This window comes from Novosphingobium sp. 550D, from assembly GCF_057401885.1.
Window position 1 is genome coordinate 394884 of record NZ_CM171613.1, and the last position, 17488, is coordinate 412371.

Consider the following 17488-nt stretch of genomic DNA (forward strand, 5'->3'; position numbering starts at 1 on the left):
GGGATTGCAAAGGGACCGAGTCCCTTTGCCCGCCAGAGGCATCAAAGCCCCCAAATCCCAAATCAAGCCGTAACGTCAGCCACAGCTGCGATGAACTTGTCGATGTTGCCCATCGTCAGGCCCGCCACGTTGATACGGCCAGAACCCGCCATATACACGGCATGCTTTTCACGCATGGCCAGAACCTGATCGCCGGTCAGCGGAACGATCGAGAACAAGCCGTTCTGCGTGCCGAAGGGCGCGAAATCGACCGAACCCTGAACGCCCGCCGAACCCAGCTTGGCGCGCACTTCGTTCATGCGGGCGCGCATGACGTCGAGTTCGTTGAGCCACGAAGCGGTCAGGCCAGCATCCGAGAGGATGAGGCGAACCACAGCGCCGCCGTGATCAGGCGGCATCGACCAAGCCGCGCGGGCCAGCGTGGCACCGTTCGAAAGCACGATGTTCACCGAGTCCGCATTCTGGGCCAACACATAGAGCGCGCCCACGCGGTCGCGGTAGTAGCCGAAGTTCTTGTCGCAGCTGTAGGCGATCAGCGCTTCGGGCACTTCGGCCAGAACGCGACGGATGCCATAGGCGTCTTCTTCCATGCCCTGACCCAGACCCTGATAGGCAAGGTCAAGGATCGGCAGGATGCCCTTGGCCTTGATCAGACCGGCGATTTCGTCCCATTCGGCCTTGGTGTAGTCAATGCCGGTGGGGTTATGACAGCAGCCATGCAGCATGATGGCATCGGTGGCCTGCGCCCCGGCAATCGCTTCGCGCAGAGCATCCATATCGGCAACGCCAGCCTTGGTGGCGTGATTGAAACCCTTGATTTCGACGCCAACGTCAGCGGCGATCTGTGCATGGTTGGGCCAGCTGGGCGTGCCCATCAGGATGCGGGTGACGCCCGCCTTCTTGGCCAGAGCCACGGCCAGACGCACAGCGCCGGTGCCGCCGGGGGCCTGCATACCGTCGATGCGGCCATCCATGGTCGGGTTGGCGGCGCCAAACACATAGGGCATCAACGCATGGACAAAGCCCATGTCGCCTTCGGGGCCCAGATAGGCTTTCGAATCCTGCGTATCGAGCAGCAGCTTTTCAGCCGCTTTCACCGATTCGAACACAGGCGTGGCGCCCGTATCGGTGCGATAGACACCCACGCCGAGGTCAATCTTGTCCTCGCGGGGGTCCGCATTGTGGAGCTTGATCAGCGCCAGAAGCGCGTCGGCGGGCTGTTGCTTGAGGTTCGTGAGCATAATGGTCGCGCCCTTACCCCCACGCGCGCGAGGGGGCAAGGGCGTATCGCCACGAAACCGCGCTTAGAGCGGATTCCAGTTCTGCTTTTTCGAAAACTTCATATAGCCGCCGTTGACGCCAAGTCGCAGACCAACGCCCATCCGCACCGGAATCAGCACAACATCCCCGCGGCGCATATAGGAAACGTTGAAACCGCCGACCAAATAGGCCTGCCCTTCACCCGCACCAAAGCGGTGATAGAGATCCTCGGTATTGTAGAGGTTATAGACCAGCATGAAAGTGTTGCCCGCGTTGGCCCCGGCATCAAAACCGATCGACGGCCCCGCCCAATAGGCCGGACGCTGCCCCTCGATCTTGTGATACAACGTGCCCGACCCATAACGAACGCCCAGCGCAAAAGCCCCGCCTGCCTCGCGGCCAACAATATAGCCATTGGGTTCGCCCTGCTTTTTCAGGATATCCTGAATGATCTGGGCCAGCCCCTTTGCGCCTTTGCCAAAGACGCCCTCGGCCGCCCCGATCAGATCGTCTTGATGATAGGTCCGACCATCGACCGGCGGCGTGGGCGCAGGGCCATTGGCGGGCGCATAGGTGGCCCCCGTCGCGGGCGGCGTATAGGGCGCGGCAGGCGCCGGGTTGGCCGGAGCAACGGTGGCCGGAGAATCGGGCCGAACCAGATCGGAATCGATTGGCGGATTACTCTGCGCATGGGCAACCGGGGCAAGGACCATCATGCCCATCGCCACCAAAGCGCCAATTCGGGCGCCGTGGCCTGCAAGACGGTTTGACTTCATCGCTTCATTCCTCTCATCGCGGTGCGGGCCACATCTATCGGGCGCCAGTCTTTTGAACAATCCATCGCCGCGCCCTGTACCAGCCATGGGCGACAGGCCGAGTCGGATATGCGGCAAAACGTGCCCGCCCCACCCTTGCTGCAAGCTGAAGTGCCTTGGCCCCAACGGCAATCGGGCATTTCCCCAAGGAATAAAAAGAAATCATTCTACCCCCTTGCCGGGTGGATAATGCCCCGCTATAGGCCGCCTTCGCCGCTGCGATCCGGAGACGTGGGTGAGTGGCTGAAACCAGCGGTTTGCTAAACCGTCGTACCCTAACTGGGGTACCCCGGGTTCGAATCCCGGCGTCTCCGCCAAGATTGTTGATTTAGGCCATTTTTTCATCAGCCTCTTTCCTCGCTCTTGGCGCCACCCGGCGTAAAACCGTTGGCGCTGTGCCGACTTTTGTGCCTACCCCATCTTGGACTTGAGCTGCTGATCGGGCGTCAGGTAGGCCAGATAGATCTCTGTGGTCTTGACGCTGGTGTGACCCATAATCCCCTGAAGTGCGTAGATTGAGCCGCCATTTTGCAGGTATCTGACCGCGAAAAGATGCCGCAAATCGTGGAATCTGAAGCGCACAAAAGTGTGCCGGGACTGTGCCGACTTTTGTGCCGACCCCTGTGCCGGTTTTTGTGCCGGGGCCTTTGCCAAACGTCGGGCTGTTTTTCCGAACTGAGTGGAAACCCAATCCATCGTTTGGCCATCCGACCGGTGAAAGACGATGAGCGAATGGGGCGACTTTGGCTGCCGCTTGAGGATCGCAATGGCCTTGCTCGTCAAAGGCACGGCGCGCAGCTTACTACCCTTGGTCTTATGTATCGTGGCGATGCTGCGCCCCAGGTCTATGCAATTCCAGTCGAGTTGCACGATCTCATCCTGACGCATGCCGGTCTCGATCGCGAAAGCGCATATGTCGGCGACTTTGGGGGGGAGTTCCTCGAGCATGGCATCAATAGAAGCATCAGTCGGCAGCATAATCGGATCTCGCCGCTCAGGCATCCGTTTTCGATTGATCATGAGAGCTGGATTGTCCTCGATCCAACCTTCATCCTGCGCCACGGTCAGCACCGCGGAAACTGCTGTAAGGTCGCGCCTGAGTGTAGCATTGCTCAAACCCAACGCTCGCCGCCCTTTCAGCATATCACGCAGCCTTGCCACGTCGATCTGATGGATCGCCTTCCCATCCAGCCAAGATCGGCACTGATTCAAGCTAACCAGATAGCGCTTGAGCGCTTTCTCAGAGAGCGAGGCATGCGCCTGCTCGTGCCATGCGATCACCGCTTCTTCCCATAGTTTGGGCGGCGTAATCCCATGGCGTATCTCGTCTTCGATCTGGGCGCGGATGCGTTCTAGCGCTTGGGCCGCCTTTGCCTCCGCCCGCCGCGCTGGTTCAACACGGACATGTAGAGATTTGCGGTACTCACGTCCGGCGACCTGGAAACGGCCCCAGTAGACGCCGTTACGAATGAAGATGTTTTTCGGCATGGCAGTGTGTTTTCCGGTGTTTGCCGCGCCCATTGCCGCAGCTGGGCAATATCGAAGGTCCAGCGGCCTGCCGGCTTGGCAGCACCGGGAATGACACCTTGGGCAGCGAGATTTTGGAGCGTCCGCATCTTCAGACCGGAGATCTGAACTGCCTGACTGATAGACACGCGCTCGATTCCAAGCGGTTCGTTGTAGTCGGCACCTCGCATCGAGGTCCTCCTCTGGTCACGACTGATCTGATTTCGATCCTGGCGACAGCTATGCCCCGGCAGGCTGAGCCGATCCGGAGCCGTTTGCTTCGACAAAATGCTTCGCGACGTAGTCGTCGATTGCCGTCTCCGGCAGCATGAGCCGGCCATTCACGCGGATGTGGGCAAGCTGCTTTCGAGCGACCATCCGTCGAATACGAGATTCGGGCCAGCCGCTTTGAGCGGCCAGTTTGGGGAGTGTCAGCAATTGCATGACTTTCACCTCTGTAGTAGTTTGAGATTGGAGTTTGGCAGAAACTCACAATGGATGGAGTAACTCATGTTTGTGAGTTTCGTCAAGACTGAATCGTGCGGCGGTGCTGTGTGAGCATCGGCGCGCGTTTTCTGGAGATCCGTAAGGCCAAGGGGCTGAAGCAGACCGACGTCGCCGAAGCGATCGGCATCTCGCACGGCGCCTTGGTCAATTATGAAAAGGGGCGTGAGCCTCCGGCCTCGGCGATCCTTGCCTTCAGCCAAGTCTATGGCGTCAGCGCAAATTGGCTTCTGACCGGCGAAGGCCGACCTGATGCTGAGAGCCTAGACAGCATCTATGCCCGTTCAATCGCGACCGCTTGGGCCTTCCTGAGCCGCGGAGGCGATGATGTGGAACAGGACGCGCTCATCAAACTCGGTGGCGCGCTATTCCAATACCTGCTGGAACATGGCGAGATCAGCCCCGCCATGAGCGAGAAGATTTTTGCCCTGAGCGCCTGACATGAACGACAACCAGTTACCGCCAATTGCAGACGCACGCCTCCTAGCCGCAATGAAGGCCGTCAACCCGCCGATAGAAAAGCTGATGGCTGATCGCCTCGCTCTGCGGCAGGAAATGATGCGGACAAAGGATGAATTGGAACGCGTCCGTCATCACTTGCTCCCGAGGTACATTGGCATCGTCAAAGCCATCGCACTGGGGGCCGCGACCTTGGCCCTCATCGCCTTAGCCCTCGCCCTTTTCAAAGGCCTCTTCGAGGTCAAAACCACCGCAACCCTCTTTGCCTCTCTCCTGCTGCCAGTCTGGATCGTCGATCAGGCTGAAAGGAAATTCGGTCGCTGGATCGTTCGCCGTGATGGTCGAGCAGAGTATGTCGATGGAGATGGCAGCGAAGGTCTATAAGGGCGGACGAACCGGAATGACAGGTTTCAAACTGCCAAGGGCGGATAGCTGCCGCTCTGAAAGGACGGCTTTTGCGTGGACTGGCAACCACTTATCATCCTTCTGGTGATGGATCGGGAACGACCTAAGTCGCTACAGTAAGACAGGCAGCACTATCCGCCATGATTTCATGCAAGAAATCATGGCAGATTCAGGAAATCCAGCTATGCTTGTCACACAAGGAAAGGCGTATACGAACCCATGGCGCGCGGCGAACTGATGAAGAAATTGCTGGCGAGTTACGGCAAGGACGAGGAGTTCCGTGCCGTTGCCGAGCAGATCATCGGTGAGGAAGAGAAGAAAAACAATCGCGTACTCGCGCGCTCACTCCGCCGTTCACTCGATGCAGCGCCATCGCGCCCGACTAAACCCAAGGCGCTTGCGCCGCTCATTCCCTTCCCTGAAGCCGCAGCCGACTTCATCGAACTGGTGGAGCCGACGCACAACAAGCAGGATATCATCCTGTCGAGTGAGAATATCCGTATTTTCCTCGATCTTCTGCGGGAGTTTCGGCGGGCCGATGATGTCCGCCGTCGGGGCTTACCGGTCCGTTCCAAGCTGCTGTTTTGCGGCCCTCCGGGTTGCGGTAAGACGCTCTGCGCTGAGATCTTTGCAGCCGAACTCGGCATGCCGCTCTACATCGTCAAGCTTGACCGTCTGATCTCCTCCTATCTGGGCGAGACCGCGACCAATGTCCGCAAACTGTTCGAGTTTGCTCGCAAGCAGCCCACAGTCCTCTTCTTTGACGAATTTGATGCGCTGGCCCGCGCCCGCGAGGACGGTGGCGAGCACAATGAGCTGCGGCGTGTTGTCAACAGTCTGCTGATCTTCATCGACCGGATCGAGCCCAAGGGTTTTCTGGTCGCAGCCACCAATCTCGATCAATCGCTTGATCCGGCTATCTGGCGACGCTTCGATGAGGTGATATGGTTCGATCCACCGGAGACCCGCATGATCGCGCGTTTCCTCGCGATGAAGTTCAAGAATGTCGCGCTGGCTTTCGACCCGCAAGCACATATCGGAGAGCTTTCGGGCTATTCCTATGCCGAGCTGGATCGCATCTGCGTCCAGGCGATCAAGGCGTCGGTGATCGACAAACGAAAACAGGTCAGGGAGCAGGATTTCCTTCATGCCATTGCCGATGAACGACGCCGCCGGCGCAGAGCCGACCGAATGACCGCCTGACCTCCGCCGCGTGGCGCGTTATGATCACCTGCAGCTGTTGCGGCTGCCCGAGCGTCTGCCCCGTCGCAAGAACGGTGGCGGTGGGCCTCCTCCCCAGCGCAATCCGCGCGGGCACAGTGATCGCCTTGGCCAGGAGCTTGGTCAGGCTGTAGCCACCCAGCGCCAGCGTCGGCGCCCCGATGCTGTAGACCCGTCGTTGATCCTACGGGTCCAGATGAGCGGGCCTTTGCTCGAGGAGGAATGGAATCGCGTCGGCCTGACCGTTCTTTCGAGCGATGAGGATCGCACGCTCGTCCTATTCTCCTCAAACGATGAACTGACGGAGTTCCAACGCAAGCTCGATGCCTATGGCCAGGGTGTCCAGCCCGGCCGGCAGAACCCGGCTTTCTCTTCATTCATCGCCAATGTGGAGAGGATTGCCGAAGTCGCGCCGCGCGATCGCATTGGCATGCGTGCCCGCGAAACGGGCTTGGTCGATGTCGATGATTTCCAGGTCGGCGAGGCATACACGGTTGATATCGAGCTCTGGGATCTTGGGAGCCGGGCCTTGCGCGAGCGCAAGATCGACGACATTGTTCGATATGCCGAGGCGCGAGGCGCCGAGGAGCTCGACCGGCATATCGGCCCCAATCTCACGCTAGTCCGGCTTCAATGCGATGGCGCAATTGCGCGCGCCCTTCTGTCAATTGAGGAAATCGCCGAGGTTGATCTGCCTCCCGAGCCGGATCTGCTCGCAGCGCAACACATCGATGATGCGCTGGGCGATGTGCCGGATGTGGAGGATCTCGACGAGAATGCGCCGCTCATCGGGATCATCGACAGCGGGATCAATGACCATCCCTTGATTGAGGATATCATAGTCGGGTCGATCGCCGTGCCGGATACGCTGGGTACAGCCGATGATCATGGGCATGGAACCTTTGTCGGTGGCATCGCGACCTTCGGCGATCTGCGTGCGCAATTGGGTGCTGGAGAACTGGTCCGGCACGCGCGCCTGTGTTCAGCCAAGGTGATCGACCACACGGGCAATTTCCCCAACCGACGTCTCACGCCAAAGCTGATGCGCGAGGCGATAACCGGCCTCCATGAGCAATTCGGTTGCCGGATTTTCGTCATTTCGCTGGGTGATCGGACCAAGGTCGTCGAGGGCGGCAAGGTTGGCCCATGGGCGCAGACGCTCGATGAACTGGTCCGCGAACTGGATATCATCATAATCGTCGCGGCCGGCAACCGTCAGCCACGGCGCGGAATGCGCATCGAAGAGTCCGTCACAGGCTATCCAGGCTACCTCATGGAGCCGGAAAACCGGCTGTGCGAACCGGCCGGTGGCATGAACATCGTCACTGTTGGTTCCGTCGCGCATGGCAACGGGCTTAGCGCCCGCGCTCAGGACAATGTTGGGGTGCGTCCAATCACCGAAGCGTTGGAGCCTTCGCCATTCTCGCGCGCTGGTCCTGGCGTGCGCGGTGCGATCAAACCCGACTTTACCGACATTGGTGGTACGCTGATTTACGATGGCCCTACCGCCTCCCTCCAGGGCGGTGAAGTACGGCCCGAAGCCGGCGTGATGTCGCTCCACTACCGTCCTGTCGACCGGCTCTTCGCGGCGCGATCAGGCACATCCCATGCCGCGCCTCTCGTTGCGTTCAAGGCAAGTCAGATCCTGACACGCTTTCCCGATGCTTCTGCCAACCTCGTTCGCGCCCTACTCGCCACGAGCGCGGTCGCGCCGCCTGAGAGCGTCCGTCGTCTGGCGCCCCTGGGAGATACAGCTGGTCGGGCGCTATTCGGTCATGGACGCGTCGATGCAGAACGTGCTGCCTTTTCTAATGACTCGCGAGTGATCCTCTATGCCGAGGATGAACTCGCGATCGATCATTTTGCAGTATACCAGATACCTATCCCTGAGTTGTTCCAGACCGAACGGGGCCGCCGCACCATCCGGGTGAGCCTGGCTTTCGATCCGCCTGTGCGCCACAGTCGCCTCGATTATAATGGTGTATCGATGGGCTTCCGGCTCATTAGGGGCTGTGAGCCCGACATGATCTTCGAGCATTTCCGACGGCGTACAGCCGATGAAGCTCCGTTCCCCGAGATGGAAGACCGCTATAACTGCAAGCTATTGCCCAATTCGACAGTGCGGGAAAAATCGAGCCTGCAAAGTGCCAGTGTCAGCTTCTCGCGCAATATCCGAGGCTACGGCGACAATTACTATCTTGTGGTGCGATGTGCCGGTGGCTGGGCCGGTGATGAGGGCCAGCAGTCCTTTGCAGTGACTGTTGAAATTTCGCACGAGGCGGAAGTGCCAATCTATGAACGCCTGCGTCAGCGTATCCGTGTCAGGGCATGACGGCGATGACAACGCAACACATCCATCCTATGACATCACATATAGAAGCTGTAGCTGACCTGCGGCTTTTCGTTGACGCTCACATACTTCATGATGTCGCCGATCTTATTGGCGCATTCGAGCGTAATCGGCAGGCGTCCATCTAACTGGGTGTTGTTCCAGTTCATCTTTGTAAGTCCCAGAATCTCGTGACAGATGCTCTCTAGTGATGAATCCTGCTCGTAAACCGTGACCTTCAAGGGGTTCGGCACATACTGCCCTGGATAGGTTTTGTAGAAGTCGACCGTGCCACGCGTGTAAAGGATGCCCTCTGTTTCCGAAAAGGAGAGGAGCGTTCCGCGCTTCGGAGGATATTTTTTGTCGCTGAAGAGGCGAACGTCGGTGTCCGTGATCGCAACGAAATCCTTCGACCGGATGCCCTTTTCTTCGAGCGCGCGCAGGAATCCCTTGCGTTCACCATCCCGGAAGCGACTCGACTTGTGGATCACAATCCGCGCAGGCATGTGTTCAAGCGCGCGGTCATATTCTTCCAGTGCGTTGCGCAGTAGTTCGTATGCCTGATCCTCGCTAAGATAGGGATGGCGGTTCCTCTTATCGATCGACACGGGCGTGCCGCGCAGGATGATCCCGTGCCCGAATTCGTCGAAAACCTGCGCTAGACTAGACGACACGGTCTCACCGTCCCGGCTTTTGTAGAAGCCGATGCCGATATAGCATGACCGCAGCTTGGCCGTGTCTTCCACAAGCCGCCAAGGAATGGTGCGGTTGCCCTTATAGTAGAGGGCGGTACAGAAATTCCATGCCTTGGTGGCGGGATCCTGCTGATCACCGGCGAACTTGGTGATCAGGATCGTCTTCTCACGCACCAGCTGCAGAGGGGTGCCGAGATGCATGCACTTGGCCTTCAGGGTCCGCCGAAAGTTGTGTTCGAGTTCGCTTTCATCCTTCTCGTCGTCATTGGCGGCCGTAGTTATGGAGTCGAACATCTCGTTCGGCATCACGCAGACGATGACGTCCACCGATCTGTTCTCGGCAAGAAACCTGATCTGTTCGTAGTAGAGCTCCACAGCTCTCTCTACACGGCTGGCGCGGGATGAGAGCTTCACGATCCCGGTGATGTCCGACTTCTTTAATGTCCGAGTATATTGGGGCGAGTTGATCAGCCGCGTTAGGAAGCCATAGCTCTGGTTCACACCGCCAAAGCCGCGAAACAGATTGAGGAGCTGCGACTCCGCTTTGCGCTCCACGCCATCGCGGCATTTCTCAAGCCATTCATCGAGAAGATCGATGCCTTCGCCCCGGCCCACGACCCCGATCCGGAGCTCTGTCCGACGCAACTCATCGCGTTTGTCGTATACCCCCATGTGCTCGATGCCGGTACGTGGGCAAATGTGCGTGCCGGTACCGAACTCGAGTAAAGGCTCTGCGAGCGTCGTCAGTTTCATGCCGCCACCTCCTCGTCGGTCGCATCGTCATCATAGTCAGCGAGGGAGACGTCGCCCTCATCGAGGGTTTCATCGGCTTCCCCGCCCACGTCGAATTGAAGCAGCGACCCGAATTCGAGCGGCATCTCTTCGCCCCCGTCTGCGCCGCTGCTGTTCGCTAGAAAGAAGGCCACGAAGCGGACCGCGTTCCTGACGCTGAGATTCAGCTCAAGGCGCTTTTGCTTCGAGAGATACTTCTCATGCCAGTAAGACCGGTTGAAGCCATCATAGGAATAGTACCAGCTCGGCACGATCTGCGCGAACCACTCTCCGCCTAATTTCGAAAAGGTGACGTCGAACGAGAGGTGCTGATGGTACAGAACCTTTTCCGGATCCTTCTTCTGGTACTTGACCGCGTATACAGTCCGGCTCGCGCTAGCCTTGCCAACCCAGGACTCCTTTCGCAGCTCTTGCCCATCCTCGTCCGGCACAAAGAAGAAGAAGCCGTCCTTCGGATGCGATCGGACATTACGCCCTTTCAGCATCTGCCGAGTCTCTGCCCAAAGAAGCTGCTTGAGGATGTTCACGTTGTCCACCTCGTCGGAGTCGGCCAGATCAGCCACGTCCAGCCGCTCAATGGTGCCCTCGTCCACGATGCTGATGAGGTCGCTGGCCTGGATGTCGATGAACGAGAACAGTTTATTGTCATAGCAGATCCACGCGTCCGTAAGCACGTCATTTAGGAGGAGCGCCATTTTGACGACCGACTTGCGGCTCTTCGCGTATCCGCGGTAGTTCAGCTCCTGTTTCGCCCGGGCGATGACTTCCTTGTCGTTGATCGTCAGTTCCGCGACATAGATCGCGTTCGGGAGCTTGATCTGCTGGAGGTTCGTGGTGATCGCCGTGGGCGCTTCGATAGTCTCGGCCCTGATGCTGTTGAAGGCGTCCACCTCCCCGAGAATGTGCTTGAACTCCGTGAGCACCCTTTCTTGTGCGGCTAGGCGCAATCCGCCCACCATGCGGAGGATATCGCCAAGATCGATGATGTGCTTCTTGCAATCGAAGGAAAAGTCGGACGTCAACAGCGCGTCCACGGCACTCTGACTGTACGTCGCCTGTTTCCTGCCGAGCATCAGGACGTAAAGCTCGTCGAACGTGTTGTAATAGGACCGGCTCATGAACTGGGTGACGGTGGATTTCACCTTCTCCAAGGCGGTCGTGGACGTCACCTGGAAGGCTATGCGATCGTAGTCATCGCCCAGATCGATGCCAGGAAAATTTTTCTGCTTCCGATTGAGGTTGATGAGATGGGGGAGGTTGAACACGGACTTCAGGATTGGAATGAAGGCGTCCTCAAGGGCGAGGTTGATATCCGTGCGCCCTTGAGCGGTCGCCAACTCGACCTGCAGGATGATCCGGCTAACAACGTCGCGGAGTTCGTTCTCAACATTGAGCTGTCGCACCTCACACCCCCTTTCGGTAAACGCCTCCTTAAAATGCGAACGCATCTAGGTTTCGTGGACAAAGGGTATCCATTGCAGGGCTGAGACGAGATTGACGAAGCCGAGGTAGGACTCTTTGGTTTTGTCGTATCGAGTTGCGATACGCCGCCAGTTCTTGAGTTTGTTGAAGAGGCGTTCGACAAGATTGCGCCAACGGTATTTTTCGCGATCGTGTGGGATTGGATCGCGCCGATTGCTTTTGGCGGGAATGACAGCCTCAACGTCAGCATTGGCCAATTCCTCGCGGATGGCATCTGCATCGTAGCCCTTGTCCGCCAACAATGCCTCGATCTTATGAGCAATCAAACGGAACAGCGGGCCAAAGCCTTGGATATCGTGGCTCTGGCCCGGCGTCAGGACAAAGCCGAGCGGTCGGCCTTTGGCATCGCAGCGGGCGTGGAGCTTTGTGCTGAATCCGCCTCGCGATCGGCCAAGCGCCTCGGTTTCCTGAGTCCCTTTTTTATGCCGACGGCACAATGATGTGCTCGGACCACGGTGCTGTCGATCATGTCCGCAGTGGCATCACGAGCCACCATTTCGCCCAGTGTCTCGAGCATCGCCTCGAACACCCCGGTCGTAACCCAGCGCCGGTAGCGGCGGAAAACGCTGTTCCACTTGCCATATTCATCCGGCAAGTGGCGCCATTGCGAACCTGTGCGGGCGATCCACATCATGCCTTCGAAATACAGCCGGTTGTCCTGTGCTGGACGACAGCCACGACCACGCTCAGATGGCAGTAATGTGCCGATGATCCCCCACTCGTCCTCCGTCAGCCCAATACGCTCGCCCAACGCCACCTCCAAAAGGCAGCCTTGAATCAACGCCCGATCCTGCTGTCAACCTTTGTCCACGAAACCTAGGTCGATCGACCCGATGATCGTGCCGCTGTTGCGGATGCTGTCGGCGCCATTGCCGACGGTCTGGATCGCGCCGGCAAGGTAGGGATTGCCGAGCGAAAGCGCCAACTGGTCCGTGTCGGCCAGGACGGTGCCCGCCCCGCCATGGATCGTGCCGGCATTGTCGAGTGTCAGCGCGGCGTCGCTCACCCAGATCGCCGTCGACAGGGCACCGGTCGTCTCGATCATGCCGTTCGCCGCGTTGGACACGGCCAGTGTGGCCGCATCATCGCCAAAAAGGGCGATAGCGGCGGAAGGCTGGGAATAAATGAAATCCCCATATCCCGGATAGGCATAGGTTTCCGTCACGCCGTCGCCATTGGCGCGAATGGTACCGCTATTGACGATCTGGGCGCTGTCGCCCGGGAAGCCAAGGCTAAGGCGAATTGCAACGCCTAGGGCACCGCCACTCTCGATCAGGCCACTATTGTCGATCGCATAATGGCCGCCGCTTGCGGTAAGATAATGGTAGTTGCTGACCGCGAGCGCATCGCCTCCGTCAAAGCGCAACGTCCCGCTGTTAGTGAAGCTGAAGCTTCCGGCCGTTTCTCCGGCAAAGCCCGTAAGGACCGACATGGAGCCTTCTATGAGGCCGTCATTCATGATGCCGAGATGGCCTGCTGCCGTCTCTGCGAAACCCGTATTGATGACCACATTTCCGCTGATGAGGCCATCATTGCGGAAACTGACATCGGACACACCATCGCCGAACAGCTCGACCGCGCCATAGCTCGCGCCAGTGATAGTGCCATTGTTGGTGAAGCGAAGATCGCCTTCATAGCCATATTGGACGACCGCAGCGGAATAGCTCAAGTCGGAGATGCCAATGCTGCCCTCATTATCGAAGGTAACGGTCTTGCCTGCGAAGCCGCCGTTCAACGTGCCACGATTGACGAATGTTGCCAACTTCCTGGGCAGATAGGTGGCGACCATCGGTGAGGAATAATAATAGGGAATGTCCGTCGAAATACGCCCGTCGAGCGTCGCCAGATTGACGAAGGCCCCTTCGCCGCCGATGAACAGAATATCGGTCGACTGGGCGGCGGCATCGATCGATACCGTCGCGCCAGCCTGTGCCAGCAGATAGTCGCGTTCAAACCCGATGTCCGGCCGTGCGCCCAGCTTTACCGTGGTGTCGGTTGCGAAGACGCGGCCGAACATGTCCTGCCCCGCGCCACCATCGATGGATCCGGTGACACCAAGATCGTCCCCCAACTGGAAAAGAATGTCGCTTCCTGAGCTGAAGTACAGGTTGCCCTCAATCGTACCTCCATTGGCGATATAGACGCCGGGACCGCCGAAATAATCGTCGCCGAAGCGGACATCGCCCTTGATTATGCCGGCGTTGCTGATCTGGCCGCTGTTGAGGGAAATGGCCGTGTTGCCGACACCGCCCTGAATGGTTCCGGCAGCGTCGTTCCGGATCGACGCTGCGTAGTAGAGGCTTGAGATTGCCGCGCCATTTGCACTGCGGATCAATCCGCTGTTGGTGAGTGTCGCGCCATAAACGAGATAGTCATACGCAACGGCGGTATTGCCCATGTCGATCGTGCCGCTATTGACCAGCGTATTCGCATTGATGATTCCGCGTGCGGTTCCGTCGCCACCTGTCGCTTCGCGAATGGTGCCGCTGTTGATCACGGTCGTCTTGTCATAGGCCGAATAAAAGCTGCCATTAAAAGCGTCCGCTCGGCTGATCTCGATGGTTCCGCTATTAATAATGGTACCGCCGCCAGCGATGGCCGTCAGCCGATAATATTGAGTACCCGTTGCAGTTATGGTGCCCGCATTTTCAAAGCTGTTTTCGCCGCTGACCGCTATCAGGGGCGCCCCAAAAGCAAAGGGATCGGTCATTGTCTTGGACAATGTGCCATGGCTTACCAGCGTAACCGCGTTGGCGATTGCTAGGCCCTCTGCGTCTGTGACGTAGGATGCGGTATTCAGGCGGATCAGAGGATCAGAAAGGCTGGCGGCCATGTCTGCGTTCAGATCGACGCTGCCCTGCCCGGCAAATGTCAGAGTGTCCGCGGGCATTGATGAGGCGCTCAAGGTCAGCGAACTGCCGGTTACCAGATCATAGCCCATGCGCCGGAATATGCCTGTCCTGCCGACGTCAGTCGCAAACGTCCCGTCGATGATATAACGGAGATTCTCGCTACCGTTGCCGGTGACGGTGCCGCTCACTCCGGCAAATTGACCGGGACCATCATTTACGAAGTTGGTGACAAGCGTGTCGTTATCACTTCCCAGATTCAAATCGCCGTCGAGCATGCCGCTCGGGCGAGCGACGAACATGTTGCTGCTAGGCATTCCACCGCCGCCGCTGCCGAAATCGACATCGCCGATTATCAGGCCGGCGTTGGAAAGGAGCGAGCCGCCGGAACCGGGATAGACGGAAGACTGACGAACCGCGGCCATGCCGCCGCGCACGATGGCGCCGGATTCATTGTAAAAATTGCCGCTATAGCCGAACTCCAGGGCTGTTCCGGCGGATCCGATCGTGCCGTTGTTGACCAGAGTGGCATAATAGATACGTGCGCCAACGGTTGCGCCTTCTATAAGCCCGCTATTGGTGGAACGTCCATTCAGCGCATTGCTGAAATCCACGCCTAGTCCAGCGGTGGAGCGGATCGTGCCGCTATTGGCTAGCGCAATGGTCGTGATGACAGCTGTCCCGTCGGCAAGGATATCGCCGCTATTTGCAAACGCGTCGCCACGGGTAATGCGGACCGCGCCACCGCCAATTGCCGAGATAGCGCCGGAATTGCTGAAATAGGACTCGTTATCCAGATCAACCGCGAACTGATCCGTGCTGATGAGGCGAGCACGAATTCTACCTTCATTGCTCGCCGTCAGGCCGCCGGTCGCGCCATTGTCGCTGACCAGCGCCGGACCATTGGTATCAATGAGGCCTCGGTTGATGAAGCGATTTTCCGGGTTGTAGTAATAGCGATCACCGCCACCAACGGCGATCGTGCTGGTCGACACAAAGTCCAGCCCCAATGTCAGCGTGGAACTTCCGCCCACCCATATGGCCTGTTGCTCAAAGGTCGCCGGAAGCGCCATCCCGGAATCGAGGATCGTATCTTCCAGGAAGAGGTAACGCAACGTGTCGATCCCGTCACCGGCATCCAACCGTCCCGTGACGGTACCTATGCCGGTCGCGTCGGCAATGAACACATCATCGCCCGCGCCGAGGCGAACATCGCCGTCAATCAGACCGCCGCGATTGTCGATTATGCTTCCGTTATAACGGTTGCCGGTGGCCGAAACGACATTGCCGGCTATGGTGCCAGTGTTGGTCAGATCGATGCGACCGTTCGTTGCGATCGCATCGCCCGGGCTTTCGATCCGGCCGCTGTTACTGATGGACAGATAAGACGGCGCCGTAATCGCCGCGCCCGATGCGGCGCGAATGATGCCGTTCGCGCCATTGTCGAGATAGAAGATCGTGTTGCCGGCGATGGCGGCCCCTGAACCCAGATTTTCGATCAATCCGGCATTTTCGACATAATTGCCCGGATTGAAGTTTCGATATTGGAAGATGGTGGCAGCGCTGCCGCTGGAGCGGATGATGCCGCTATTGGTGATCGTGCCTTGCCCATAATAGACGTAATAGCCGGGAAGGTCGCTGATCGCGCTGATCGCGCCACCGTCGATCAACCCTTCGTTAGCGAGCAGGCCAACCTGCGCCTGGATTGCCCCGATGACGCCCGTCTTGCTGTTATAGATGCTCTCGAACCGACCGCTGGCCGTATCATTGCCGCGTAGCGCAATGCCGCTCGTGCCGCTGATCGTTCCGCTGTTGGAGAGTGTCACCCAGGCCCAGTCCTGATGATAGCCGCCGACCGGGTTGACGGAGATGCCGATGCTGCCGCTGATGCTGCCGCCTTGTTCGACGGTGATCGCGCTTGCTGTCAGCGTTGAATAGTAGCTGTCGGTTAAACCGGCAGGCCGTCCAATCACGTAAATACCGCTATTGGCTCCCGTTACCGTGCCACGGACGATGATTTCCGATGCTGCATGGCCAAAGCTATCGGCTTGTGCGGGAAACTGGACGATGATGCTGCCGCGGCCCGGGCCGGACACCGTTGCACCAGAATCGACGACCACTTTTGCATCTTTGACACCAGCGATCAGACCATTTTCTTCCAAACCGCTGCAGGTCGTCACCATGTCGGTCACAACTGGATTAGGCACACATTGTGCCCAGGCTGGCGAGGCCGAAGCGGTCGCAACCGCAGCCACGCTGCTGCTAAGCGCCAACGTCCAGCGGCGCACCGACATTTTGTTCCGACCGACCACGTAAAACTCCCCCCCGTAATAATGTAGCGCTTATGTGGCGCCAAAATTTCATCCCCGCCAAACCGCATGAACGGTCATGTCATTGTTGTCGAGACGCAAAATTCTAGGGTGCGCCGCATGATGCCTAAGGGGCAGTGTCGCTGCTTTTCTCTCTCGATACGAGCTGACCACTGATGTGGGAGCGTCTGCTGATGGATCTTGAAAAGCCGGGCTGGCAGCAAAAAATGACAGAGGCCGGGATCGATGGGTGAGGGGCTGATAGGGTTCGGATCTGGCGATATGTATCCGGTCGCCCGCCCAAGATTAGGCCGTCACCACCCCCCGGCCACGGATTGGACGATGACGCCGGATGTCCGCGCGATCAGCACGAAATTGGTGCCCGCATAGCACCAGACATGTCCGGCCGGCGCCACGGCAAGGCCGAAGCCGGCGGGATTGAGGACCACATAGTTGCGCATCGAAACAGGCAAGGTGCCGCCCACCCGCCAGACGACGTTCACATAGCGCGGGGCCACGGGATAATAGCCAAAGCCGGGCGCGAAATAATAGCCATGGCGGGGACCATGATAATAAGCGAAGGCGGGATGGCCGCGCCACCAGCCAGGGCGTCCCCGGTCGACCACGACCGTGCGGCTTTGCACCAGCCTTGGCGCAGATATGACGGTCGTCTGACGCACGGCCTGTGCTTTGGCCGGCGTGCCCATTGCCGTGGTCATGGCGATGAAGAGCAGAAGGCCGGTGCTCGCCCGGACGGAACCGATGCGGAATTTGGGCAGGGCAATGACGGGGCGGCCGGATGGATGGAACATGATCGAACTCCATGTGATGGGAGCCCGTTATCGCGCCGTTTTGCATCAAC

Annotated in this window: 12 protein-coding genes, 1 tRNA gene and 2 pseudogenes; 5 read left to right on the plus strand and 10 right to left on the minus strand. The window is 58.7% G+C overall.

Features of this window, described 5'->3' with window-relative positions:
* Positions 1-62 precede the first annotated feature (62 nt).
* Both AC2S2E_RS01925 and AC2S2E_RS01930 read right to left on the minus strand, forming a co-directional pair.
* A complete protein-coding gene (locus AC2S2E_RS01925; RefSeq protein ID WP_476105976.1) occupies positions 63-1241 on the minus strand; it encodes an amino acid aminotransferase in 1179 nt (392 codons plus the stop codon).
* 63 nt (positions 1242-1304) lie between these two features.
* On the minus strand, positions 1305-2036 hold the full coding sequence (locus tag AC2S2E_RS01930; protein ID WP_486524525.1) for a DUF1134 domain-containing protein: 732 nt from the start codon (positions 2034-2036) through the stop codon (positions 1305-1307).
* Positions 2037-2300: 264 nt separating this feature from the next.
* Here AC2S2E_RS01930 and AC2S2E_RS01935 point away from each other — a divergent pair.
* Positions 2301-2392: transfer RNA gene (locus tag AC2S2E_RS01935), tRNA-Ser, on the plus strand.
* A gap of 94 nt (positions 2393-2486) precedes the next feature.
* On the opposite strand, the gene AC2S2E_RS01940 is transcribed toward AC2S2E_RS01935, so the two are convergent.
* From AC2S2E_RS01940 to AC2S2E_RS01950, 3 genes and pseudogenes are all read right to left on the minus strand, one after another.
* Entirely contained in the window at positions 2487-3596 is a 1110-nt protein-coding gene (locus AC2S2E_RS01940) for a tyrosine-type recombinase/integrase (RefSeq protein ID WP_127709390.1), read from the minus strand.
* A gap of 47 nt (positions 3597-3643) precedes the next feature.
* Positions 3644-3772, minus strand: a pseudogene (locus AC2S2E_RS01945) (hypothetical protein); the annotation flags it as partial.
* 49 nt (positions 3773-3821) lie between these two features.
* On the minus strand, positions 3822-4025 hold the full coding sequence (locus AC2S2E_RS01950) for a helix-turn-helix domain-containing protein (RefSeq protein WP_227711300.1): 204 nt from the start codon (positions 4023-4025) through the stop codon (positions 3822-3824).
* 110 nt (positions 4026-4135) lie between these two features.
* Here AC2S2E_RS01950 and AC2S2E_RS01955 point away from each other — a divergent pair, with 110 nt between their 5' ends.
* The 4 genes from AC2S2E_RS01955 (at position 4136) to AC2S2E_RS01970 (ending at position 8502) form a co-directional block, all read left to right on the plus strand.
* On the plus strand, positions 4136-4525 hold the full coding sequence (locus AC2S2E_RS01955) for a helix-turn-helix domain-containing protein (protein WP_008068470.1): 390 nt from the start codon (positions 4136-4138) through the stop codon (positions 4523-4525).
* 1 nt (position 4526) lies between these two features.
* Positions 4527-4928, plus strand: coding sequence for a hypothetical protein (locus tag AC2S2E_RS01960; protein WP_127709388.1), 402 nt, complete (start codon positions 4527-4529; stop codon positions 4926-4928).
* Between the two features lie 240 nt (positions 4929-5168).
* Complete coding sequence (locus AC2S2E_RS01965; RefSeq protein WP_127709386.1) at positions 5169-6152, plus strand: AAA family ATPase; 984 nt, start codon at positions 5169-5171, stop codon at positions 6150-6152.
* A gap of 10 nt (positions 6153-6162) precedes the next feature.
* Positions 6163-8502: a S8 family peptidase gene (locus AC2S2E_RS01970; RefSeq protein WP_127709384.1), complete on the plus strand. Its 2340-nt coding sequence runs from the start codon at positions 6163-6165 to the stop codon at positions 8500-8502.
* Between the two features lie 35 nt (positions 8503-8537).
* On the opposite strand, the gene AC2S2E_RS01975 is transcribed toward AC2S2E_RS01970, so the two are convergent.
* From AC2S2E_RS01975 to AC2S2E_RS01995, 5 genes and pseudogenes are all read right to left on the minus strand, one after another.
* Positions 8538-9947, minus strand: coding sequence for an argonaute/piwi family protein (locus AC2S2E_RS01975; protein WP_127709382.1), 1410 nt, complete (start codon positions 9945-9947; stop codon positions 8538-8540).
* A complete protein-coding gene (locus AC2S2E_RS01980; RefSeq protein WP_127709380.1) occupies positions 9944-11389 on the minus strand; it encodes an SMEK domain-containing protein in 1446 nt (481 codons plus the stop codon). The genes AC2S2E_RS01975 and AC2S2E_RS01980 overlap by 4 nt, the downstream gene beginning before the upstream one ends.
* Positions 11390-11434: 45 nt before the next feature.
* Positions 11435-12225, minus strand: a pseudogene (locus AC2S2E_RS01985) (IS5 family transposase).
* A gap of 39 nt (positions 12226-12264) precedes the next feature.
* Positions 12265-16509: a beta strand repeat-containing protein gene (locus tag AC2S2E_RS01990; RefSeq protein WP_278986206.1), complete on the minus strand. Its 4245-nt coding sequence runs from the start codon at positions 16507-16509 to the stop codon at positions 12265-12267.
* Positions 16510-16940: 431 nt separating this feature from the next.
* Positions 16941-17438: an RcnB family protein gene (locus tag AC2S2E_RS01995; protein WP_051887092.1), complete on the minus strand. Its 498-nt coding sequence runs from the start codon at positions 17436-17438 to the stop codon at positions 16941-16943.
* Positions 17439-17488 lie beyond the last annotated feature (50 nt).

What these genes read in the sequence shown, in the direction of transcription:
- AC2S2E_RS01930 (WP_486524525.1), bottom strand. Translation starts at nt 2,036, where the DNA reads ATGAAGTCAAACCGTCTTGCAGGCCACGGCGCCCGAATTGGCGCTTTG.
- AC2S2E_RS01950 (WP_227711300.1), bottom strand. Translation starts at nt 4,025, where the DNA reads ATGCAATTGCTGACACTCCCCAAACTGGCCGCTCAAAGCGGCTGGCCC.
- AC2S2E_RS01940 (WP_127709390.1), bottom strand. Translation starts at nt 3,596, where the DNA reads ATGGGCGCGGCAAACACCGGAAAACACACTGCCATGCCGAAAAACATC.
- AC2S2E_RS01965 (WP_127709386.1), top strand. Translation starts at nt 5,169, where the DNA reads ATGGCGCGCGGCGAACTGATGAAGAAATTGCTGGCGAGTTACGGCAAG.
- AC2S2E_RS01925 (WP_476105976.1), bottom strand. Translation starts at nt 1,241, where the DNA reads ATGCTCACGAACCTCAAGCAACAGCCCGCCGACGCGCTTCTGGCGCTG.
- AC2S2E_RS01995 (WP_051887092.1), bottom strand. Translation starts at nt 17,438, where the DNA reads ATGTTCCATCCATCCGGCCGCCCCGTCATTGCCCTGCCCAAATTCCGC.
- AC2S2E_RS01960 (WP_127709388.1), top strand. Translation starts at nt 4,527, where the DNA reads ATGAACGACAACCAGTTACCGCCAATTGCAGACGCACGCCTCCTAGCC.
- AC2S2E_RS01975 (WP_127709382.1), bottom strand. Translation starts at nt 9,947, where the DNA reads ATGAAACTGACGACGCTCGCAGAGCCTTTACTCGAGTTCGGTACCGGC.